General features: G+C 42.4%; 7 protein-coding genes and 1 tRNA gene. 1 reads left to right on the forward strand and 7 read right to left on the reverse strand.

Annotation, left to right across the window (positions count from 1 at the left end; genetic code table 11):
- Window positions 1-227 precede the first annotated feature (227 nt).
- From AC2JBO_RS39900 to AC2JBO_RS39925, 6 genes are all read right to left on the reverse strand, one after another.
- Window positions 228-1,571, reverse strand: coding sequence for an ABC transporter substrate-binding protein (locus tag AC2JBO_RS39900; protein ID WP_496959169.1), 1,344 nt, complete (start codon window positions 1,569-1,571; stop codon window positions 228-230).
- Between the two features lie 199 nt (window positions 1,572-1,770).
- A tRNA-Ser gene (locus tag AC2JBO_RS39905) sits at window positions 1,771-1,862 on the reverse strand.
- Window positions 1,863-2,242: 380 nt separating this feature from the next.
- The gene (gene crtB / locus AC2JBO_RS39910; protein ID WP_496959170.1) at window positions 2,243-3,175 is read right to left on the reverse strand and encodes a 15-cis-phytoene synthase CrtB; all 933 of its coding nucleotides are present in this window, start codon (window positions 3,173-3,175) and stop codon (window positions 2,243-2,245) included.
- Window positions 3,159-4,601, reverse strand: coding sequence for a 15-cis-phytoene desaturase (pds, locus tag AC2JBO_RS39915; RefSeq protein WP_496959171.1), 1,443 nt, complete (start codon window positions 4,599-4,601; stop codon window positions 3,159-3,161). Before pds ends, crtB begins: the two co-directional genes overlap by 17 nt.
- A 200-nt stretch (window positions 4,602-4,801) precedes the next feature.
- Complete coding sequence (locus AC2JBO_RS39920) at window positions 4,802-5,584, reverse strand: DUF4058 family protein (RefSeq protein WP_496959172.1); 783 nt, start codon at window positions 5,582-5,584, stop codon at window positions 4,802-4,804.
- A 71-nt stretch (window positions 5,585-5,655) separates the two neighbouring features.
- Complete coding sequence (locus AC2JBO_RS39925; protein WP_496959173.1) at window positions 5,656-6,549, reverse strand: PhzF family phenazine biosynthesis protein; 894 nt, start codon at window positions 6,547-6,549, stop codon at window positions 5,656-5,658.
- Between the two features lie 403 nt (window positions 6,550-6,952).
- Here AC2JBO_RS39925 and AC2JBO_RS39930 point away from each other — a divergent pair, with 403 nt between their 5' ends.
- Window positions 6,953-8,167, forward strand: a complete 1,215-nt coding sequence (locus tag AC2JBO_RS39930; RefSeq protein ID WP_496959174.1) for a septal ring lytic transglycosylase RlpA family protein — start codon at window positions 6,953-6,955, stop codon at window positions 8,165-8,167.
- A gap of 152 nt (window positions 8,168-8,319) precedes the next feature.
- Here AC2JBO_RS39930 and AC2JBO_RS39935 read toward each other — a convergent pair.
- Window positions 8,320-9,155, reverse strand: an 836-nt coding sequence (locus AC2JBO_RS39935) for an ACT domain-containing protein (RefSeq protein WP_496959175.1), incomplete at its 5' end; no start/stop codon positions are given.

Below are 9,155 nucleotides of genomic sequence, written 5' to 3' on the forward strand. Positions count from 1 at the left end.
GAGTGCTGAGTGCTGAGTAGAAAGTGCTGAGTAGAAAGTGCTGAGTGCTGAGTAGAAAGTGCTGAGTGCTGAGTAGAATTGAAAGTTAGGAGTTAGTACTCTTCACTCAGCACTCAGCACTCAGCACTCAGTACTCTTCACTCAGCACTCAGCACTCTTCACTCTTGACTCAGCACTCTTCACTCTTGACTCAGCACTCAGCACTCAGCACTCAGCACTCCTAACTTTTATTTTGGACTGACTTTATCAATGGTTTTGACTTTACCGTCATCACCGACAGTCCAGACATCGTAAACACCAATAACGTCACCGTTCTCATCGATATCAACGTTGCCACTGGCGCCTTGATAATTTATCTTCTTGCCTTCCTTTAGCAGTTTGAGTCCTTCACAAACATCAGTTACTTCAGTACCAGTACCGCTAGAAACTTCGCGTATTTTACTAGCTATCCCCACGCCTGTATTTTCCTTGGCAGATTGTGCAGCAAGTGCAAGTAATGCCGCAGCATCCCACGCATGTGCAGTATACGGCGCCGGAGGTGCATTTTTCTTAGATTGCCACAGCTTACTAAATGCTTCTAAACCCTTGCCACTAGAACCAGGTACTGTCCCAATAACACCAGACACTATATATTTACCGTCGGCTGATTTGCCCACACGCTCAGGAAATGTGTCTGATTTTACACCATCTGTAAGCAGCATCTGTACGCCTTTGGTTAAACCAAGTTGATAAGCTGCTTTAATGAATAAACTCCCTGTTTCTTCGTAAAATACGCCTAGAACTGCATCTGGTTTATCTTTAAATGCTTGTTGCGCTTCAGTATCAAACGTTGTTGCTTTTTGATCGTAACGAACAGGGCTATTTTTATTAACGACAGTGCCACCAACTTTTTCAAAAGCTTGTACAAATGCTTTTTCAAACCCAACACCATAGTCGTTGTTAATTACAACTGTAGAAACTCGTTTAAAGCCTTTTTTACTTGCTAGTTGAGCTAGTGCTAGTGCTTGATAGGTATCTGGGGGTGCGGTACGTGACCAGAAGTTGTTTGGACCACCACCTTTAAATTCACCTTTTTGTGCTTGTTCGGTAAATTTGGGACTGGTGCTACCGGGGGAAACAAGCATAACTTTGTTTGGTACTGCTATTGATACCGCAGCACTCGATACACTGCTGGCAAACGAACCTACGACACCTGCAACTCTATCAACTGTTGCCAGCTTGGTCATACCTGCGGCGCCTGCTTTCGGGTCAGTTTGGTCGTCTACTGCAATAAGCTCTACTTTTTCTCCGTTTACTCCACCACAAGCATTAACGGTTTCAACTAAATAAGGAACAGCGTCTATCATTTGCTGTCCAATAGAAGCTAAGTCACCTGTTGCTGGTAATAGTGAACCTATTTTTAACCCTTTGCCGCTTCCACCACTGGCGCCAGTATTTGTACCAGGAGTCGTTTGGTTGGGTGATGTCGCACTACCTGGTGGTTTGTTAGCGGTATCGTCACACGCTGCTGCTAAAAATCCTGTTGTGAAAGTTACCAGTCCTAAAGCTAGGGCGGTTTTAATTCTTTGCATAATATCCACTCCTCGTTACAAGAGAAGCCAAAAGTTTATGTTAAAACTCGTGGTTATACAGAGTTTTATGTTTATGGCTTCAAAGGATAAATCATAGCATCCCTCTCAAGGAGTATTTGTAAATCGGTTAGCTATGTAGACCTAGGTAGTAAATAATCTTCACTACCATGTACAATTTATACTAACTTTTTCTCTTTCACGGAGAGGGAGGGATTCGAACCCTCGGTACGGAGTTACCTGCCGTACAACAGATTAGCAATCTGCCGCTTTCGACCACTCAGCCACCTCTCCAGGTGTACGAATAACAAGCGTATATGATTTTAATGGAAATGTCAACAATAATTTTAAAAAAGCGAAAATTTACATATTGACTACTGATCTGTGTCATTAATTTTGGTGAGTTGTAGCATAGGCGTCCCGCCTGTGCGTGCGGTCAGGCGAGACGCCGTGAGCCGACCAAATTTAAAGCATAGGCATACGAACTGTGCGGTATGTCAGGCGAGACGGCTAACCTACGTATTTATTTTTATACATATCAAAATTATGGCATAGACCATTAGTTGCTCTATTCACAAAATATATTGTGCCAATGCAAGCAGCGTAAGGGTAAAGAAAATTGTCCTACCCTTACGCTGTTCTTTGGAATTGCATCGTTACAACTTTACAATGTGTTAAAGGACTTGCGCGCGTAACCAAGCGAGAGGTAAGCTGCCTAGTTTTCGCCATTGGGGGACGTAAGCGCGCTGCGAGAACACATCGTAGTTGTTGCGTTCAATTCGATCTAAGATGCGGCTGTAGTGAATTAAAGCAGCCCATACAGGTAGTCGGGCATCAGGCGCCAGGAAACTAATTCCCCGTTCAGCCTTGGTGTAAAATTCACGGGAACGGGCAATTTGAAACCGCATCAAAGCACGCCAACGGTCATCAATTACACCTTGGAATAAGTCTTCTTCGGTGTAATTAAAACGTGCTAAGTCTTCTAAGGGAAGATATATCCTGCCGCGTCGCGCGTCTTCACCAACATCACGAAGGATATTAGTAAGTTGATTGGCAATACCGAGGGCAATAGCTTCTTCAGTAGGAACATACAACTGACGGTTGCGGTTCCAAGGTGTTGAGGACTGAGATGTATCAATACCCATCACCGAAGTTGACATTAAACCAACGGTGCCAGCAACGCGGTAACAGTAAATATAAAGTTGGTCGAAGGTGTCATAACGACTACGGAATAAGTCCATTCGTTGACCGTTTACCATGTCGCGGAACGGTTCAATGTCGAGAGGGAAAGAGTCAAGAGTATCTACTAATGCGACATCCAAATCATCACCTGGGCGACCTGCAAAAATGGACTCCAAGCGCTTCTCCCAATCGTCGAGAGTTTCGGGTGTGGTTATCGCAGCAGCGGGACCATCGACAAGTTCGTCGGTACGGCGACACCAAGCATAAATTGCCCAAATAGCTCGCCGTTTTTCCGGACTCATCAGCAAAGTACCAAGATAAAAAGTCTTAGCGTACTTCGCCGTGAGATTGCGACACAGGTTGTAGGACTCTTCCGCAGAGACGGAGGTTTTCATGCACGGGGGGGAATCAGGCAGTTGCAGCATTCGTTGCAGGCTGGAGGGTTTGCGTTGGCTTGCTCGAGGTTTTCGCCTCTAGGTGTGCTTGGGCGTTTATCGCCTGCGCTGTCAGTTTACCAGAAAGCACGGCACCTTCCATACTGCCAAGGAATGGCTGCATGGTATAACTCCCTGCGAGGTAAAAATTTGAAATTGGAGTTACTTGAGTTGGTCGGTATTTTTGACGACCAGGCGTTGCCGTATAAACCGAGTGAGGCGTTTTGATAATACAATGTTTCAAAAGCTTTGCAGCGTTTTCACTACCAAAGTGAGCCGGGAAGAGTGTTTCTAATTCTACAAGCGTGGCTTTAAGAATTTCCTCTTCGGATTTGTTTATCCAATCCTTTGCCGGAGCAAAAACTAATTCCAGCATAGAACGGTCGGGATTCGCGTATTCCTTACAGGTGTTGCTCATATCAGCATATACGCTGAGAAGCTTAGATCGCGAAAATAACAAGTTATCAATGTCTGTAAGTTTACGGTCAAACCAAAGATGTATATTAATAACTGGTACACCTTCCAAGCCATTAAGTTTATCGAAAAACTCGTTTTGCTTCCAAGCGGCAGGTAACATCACCTTCATGACATCAACAGGCATTGCTGATACATACAAGTCGGCAGTGACAATTTCATCACTCTTGCCTTCCAATCCACGAATGAGGAAACCCTTAACGCTGCCGTCTTCGTTCAGCAAAATCTCTTTTAAAGGAGCGTTTGTTCTAACTTCTCCTCCGCGCGCAGTGACGTAATCTACCATTGGTTGGCACAAACGCTCGGTAGGTGAACCATCTAGGAATGCCACTTGAGAGCCATTTTTCTGCTGTAGGAATCTGCTTAACGCTGTCAATAGCACTAAGGCAGATATTTCCGATGGGTCAATAAAATTTAGTGATTTAGCAGCAGCAATAAATATACCTTGTTCGACATCATCGCCAACGCCTTGCTGCTTAAGCCATTCCGAAAAAGTATACTTATCGGTAGAGTCAACGTACCTCTGTCCCCGCAGCATCGCCGGAACAAGCCCTTTTGCTAACTCTATTTTTTCACCCCAACTAAGCATGTCGTTGTTACGCAAAATTGCCGCTATCCCATTAAACGGCGCCGGCAAATTTGGAAAATCAAACCGACTATAAGTTCCGGGTTTGTCTGGTTGGTTGAAAATCATCGTATGCTGCTTCCATTGCAGCCTGTCCTCAATATCTAACTCTTTGAATAGCTGTAACATATTGGGATAGGCGCCAAAGAAAACATGCAACCCGGTTTCATACCAGTCACCGTCTTTATCTTTCCACGCTGCGACTAAACCCCCCAAAACGTCTCGACTTTCCAAGACGATGGGAGTATAACCATTATCGGTCAGATATTTAGCGCAGGAAAGTCCTGCTAGACCCGCTCCGGCGATTGCTACTCGCATTTACTTTACTTTCTTCAATATTTCTTAACGGTTTTGCCGTTTTCATTATACGTTGCATTCCGTTACATTTGGCATCTGTTTTACATTTAGCAGTGAGCAGCACGCTCGTAACTCCTGTACAAACCTCCATACTTAGAGCATTTGTACGGATTTGACTACGTAAAGAAGGCGCCCAAGATTGTGTTGTGCAAATTTTAAATTTACCTCAATCCTTGCTGTTTTAAAACCTCATCAATCCAAGCGGCATCCTGCTGTGATGGGGGTACAGGTTCTTGAGTATAATCAATTACCAAGTCATAATTACCTTCTATATATAATTCATGAATTAAAGTTTGTATATCTAGTATTGGTTCTGTATCGGCTTCACGTAGAGGTAAAGCAAAAGGAGGTATAGGATTTTGCAAGTTAAATGCGTATAAATCAGCTTTTGGGCGTTTGGATGCCCTACTTATCAAAATCTGATAGTCGCTTTGAAGGTTATTTTGCACTTGTTGAATTGGCCTGCCATCTCGCAGCAAGTCAATTTCGACTAAATTGGTATAACTTCCTAAAACTTGTAGCCGCTTTTTCTGATATGCGTTTCGCCCTTCTCCCGAACGCTTATTTTTGGGAGAAAGAATTTCAATTACTGTTATGACTTCTTGCGTGATTACATCTCGTACTTCTAAGTAAGTTTCTTTGACCGTTTCAGGCATTGTAAGATCAACTGTCACAGCTTCGACTGATGGTAATATAACAGCGGTACTTGCTTTTTGTGGTAATGGTGTTTTTTGTGTATTCTGCACCGCTATATCGGCAACGCCAACTAAAAGCGATTCTTCATCGGTTGCTTGATATACTCGCTTTTCAATTGCAACTTTATATTTAGGGCGCAGTTGAGGATTTAATTTCCGAAAAATAGCTGCTATCAGTAGATTATGAATCTCTGACCATAATGATGGATTTTCTAAATATGGGTTCATCCCTGGAAATGGTGAAGCCATAGACTAAAACCTCGTTGGATGTGGATTTATTAGCCAATATAGGGACGGTCAGGCGGGATGCCTAACCTACATTATACAAATTCTCCTTTGGCAACCATGATTACTTTTCCTCCTACATACACATCAATGGGGTCGCTTGGTGATTTTTTGTTGGCTTTGAGAAGAATAAGAGATGGTCTGTTGATTTCGTAACCTTGTTCGACGCGCGTATCGATTTCATTCTGACCAAAATACGAATGTTCGACTAAATAACCTGCTAAACATCCGTTGGCACTACCAGTAGCTGGGTCTTCGGGTACACCGAGGTAGTCACAAAAGACACGTACATTTAATTGATTTTCTGGGTAGTAAGTCTCTGGGCAAAAAATTAAAATACTTTTTGCCTCAATGTCTTGAATTAAATTGTAATATTTGTCTTGGTTGACTTTTGCGCGTTTTAATGATGCAAGAGTTTTAAGTGGGACGATAATAAAGGGTAAACCTGTTGAAACAGCTTGTATTGGGTACTGGGTGTCTATTTCACTTGTTTCGATACCCAAAACTAAAGCAATTTCTTCTACGGCAAATATACTGTTAAAAATCGGCGCCTTTTGTTGCATCCATAAGTATGGTTCACTAGCTCCAAGAAGATCGATGTTAACTGGTATCTGTCCAACTTGTAAATTTAAAATAATCCTTTCGACTGATTGTTTAATAACCTCTCTTTGAAGTATATAAGCCGTTCCTAAAGTTGGATGACCAGCAAAAGGGATTTCTTGAGCAGGTGTAAATATTTTTACTTCGTATCCCCCAGATACTGCTTGTTGCGAAACAATAAATGTTGTCTCCGAATAATTGATTTCTCTAGCTATAGATTGCATTTGCGCCTGCGTAAGACCGCGCGCACACACGAATACAGCCAACTGATTCCCAGTATATTTAGCTTCAGCAAAAACATCGACTATGTAATATTTTAGACTAGACATTGTAATTAATTAAGTAAAATAACTGTTGATATTAATAATATTTTTGCATACTTTAATACAAAAAAAATTAGATATATAAAAAATTTAAATCGAAAAAGTCGAAAAAGTGCGGAACAAATCGAAAAGTTTTATTTGCTTGTTTAACAAGGACAAGATAATATGAATTTTGCTGGGGATCAGTCCAGCAATTTGTGTTCGGCTATGTGTGGCGCTTAGGTCTGGCAAGTTCCTTAAGCAAAGATTTTGCTATTGTCTGGTTTGTTCAGTTTGTTCTGTTTGCATCTTAATGATTGCTCCAATGTAGGTTTGCACCTTCTTAAGGTGCTGTCACCAAAATATTAACTACACCATGCTATTTCTTGGAATTTTTCTTGTAACTTCTTGGATTAGTAATTTTTTGTTGTTGAATGAAATAACAGTAAATCCTAACCAAGAAGTACGAAGTGCTTCATTATCGTCTAATCTAGGAGAAATTGTTAGTAATACCAGTTCACGACTTGTTTTCCCGCAGCAAAAAACTGCATTGAACGTAACGCTGCTGCCTTCGAGATTTTTGAATATTGATTTAGGAACCAAGCAGTCACAACCAGCTTTAGCTCTTGAACCATTACAAGTTAAAGCAAAGGTGAAAGCCAGTAACAAGCGCCTTTGTACAGCTATTGCACACAGTTCAGACCAATCATTAAGTACAGTACCAAAGGCTTCAAATGCAATCAATGCTAGCGTTTCACCATTACCGCAACTACTCAACTCGAACTCCGAAGACGGAGATTTTGCGAACAAGATTTTGCGAAGCATACGCGAAGGATTACCTCCCACATTGCGAAACTTATTCCGTCTTCCCATCTCCTTCCAGTCGCGGTTTACCAAGTCAAATTTGCCTGTTATGACGGTTCGTCGCGATGACACGAACTATGAAATTTGGGTGGATCATCACTTGGTTGCCAACTTGCCTAACCAAGTGCAGGCAAGCGTGATGCAGCAGCGTTTGAATAAATTAGTGAAGTCCGAAGGATTCTCGCCATCACAACTGCGACCAGCTACTGTTGACGGCGCCCCAGCGATAATGGCAGGTAATCGCTTTTTGTTCGGAGTACACAAAGAAATATCCAATCAGACAACTCGCAGTGCTGATTTAATTGCAATTGACTGGGTGAATAACCTTCGCACAGCATTGAAAGCACCATCGCTGTCACTTATTGAAGGGCAGCAAGACATGTACGGTTTGGCGTATTCTAATCAAAAGCTATCTGGATTAGCTTCTTGGTATGGTGGTTATTTCCACGGTCGTACAACAGCCAACGGTGAAACTTATAATCAAAACGACCTCACAGTTGCCCACAAATCGCTTCCATTTAATACGTTCTTGGAAGTAACTAATATGAAAACAGGCTCTTCAGTAATTGTCCGCGTCAACGACCGAGGACCATATATTCCACCTCGTAGTCTAGATTTATCACTTGCGGCCGCGCGTTGTATTGGTAGTGAAGTTGCTGGTGTTGCGCCTTATAAAGCGGTCATTATGCAGCCAAATCAACCTAAAATGACATTGAACGCAACGCTAGCAATAAAAGACAGCAAAAAACCTCAAAATTTGGCTGTTGTTTCAGAGTTATAAGAGTGCTGAGTGCTGAGTGCTGAGTAATGAGTGCTGAGTAAAGAGTAAAGAGTAAAGAGTAGACAGTTTGCTTGTATTAAGTAAAAACAAGATTCTTTTGTTATCACTTATTACTCAGCACTCAGCACTCAGCACTCAGCACTCAGCACTCTTTAAGCTGGAACGACAAATTTCTCGCTACCAGCCAAACCAAATGCTTCGTGAATAACTTGCAGAGCTTTGATGCCTTGTTCTTGTTCAACAACGCAGCTAATTTTGATTTCAGATGTAGCTATCATTTGAATATTGATTTTGTTTTGTGCTAACGCTTCAAACATTTTTGCTGCTACACCTGGTTGTCCAACCATGCCGGCGCCTACAATACTGACTTTTGCAATGGCGCTATCTAAAACAACTTCACCCCAACCATATTCTACTGCTGCCTGTTGAAGCATTTTTTGGGTGCTTTCTGCATCAAGACGCGCGACGGTAAAAGCAATATCTCGTCTTGGGGCGCCATCTATAATGTGGCAGCGCTGTGATTGAATAATCATATCAACACTAACGTTGTGTTCGGCTAGTAAAGCAAATAGTTTTGCAGCCATCCCAGGTTTATCAGGAACGTTACGAATTGCTAAACGCGCTTGGTTTAGGTCGAGTGCAACACCTCGAACGGGAAGTTGGGAGTGTGAAAAAGTGGAAGGTTGAAAGGGTGGGAGGGGGGAGGTCGTGATATCAAAAGCTTTGGAAAGTGAGGTAACAGCTTTTTCACAGTCAGTTTCGTCTACCACACAACTAACTTTTACTTCGCTAGTAGAAATCATTTGAATATTGACACCAGCTTCAGCAAGCGTAACGAACATTTTCGCTGCTACACCTGGGCGCCCAATCATTCCAGCACCCGCTATACTGACTTTTGCAATGTTCTGTTCTACCAATACTTCGGCTTCTTCATATTTTGTTGGGTTGCTGCGAAGTACTGGTGCAATCGCTGCTGCAACTGCCTCAG

The organism is Calothrix sp. CBUCES-K 9914 (assembly GCF_059640475.1).

Excerpts from the sequence above, each read along its gene's own strand:
- AC2JBO_RS39900 (WP_496959169.1), bottom strand. The coding sequence starts at position 1,571 with ATGCAAAGAATTAAAACCGCCCTAGCTTTAGGACTGGTAACTTTCACA.
- crtB (WP_496959170.1), bottom strand. The coding sequence starts at position 3,175 with ATGCTGCAACTGCCTGATTCCCCCCCGTGCATGAAAACCTCCGTCTCT.
- pds (WP_496959171.1), bottom strand. The coding sequence starts at position 4,601 with ATGCGAGTAGCAATCGCCGGAGCGGGTCTAGCAGGACTTTCCTGCGCT.
- AC2JBO_RS39920 (WP_496959172.1), bottom strand. The coding sequence starts at position 5,584 with ATGGCTTCACCATTTCCAGGGATGAACCCATATTTAGAAAATCCATCA.
- AC2JBO_RS39925 (WP_496959173.1), bottom strand. The coding sequence starts at position 6,549 with ATGTCTAGTCTAAAATATTACATAGTCGATGTTTTTGCTGAAGCTAAA.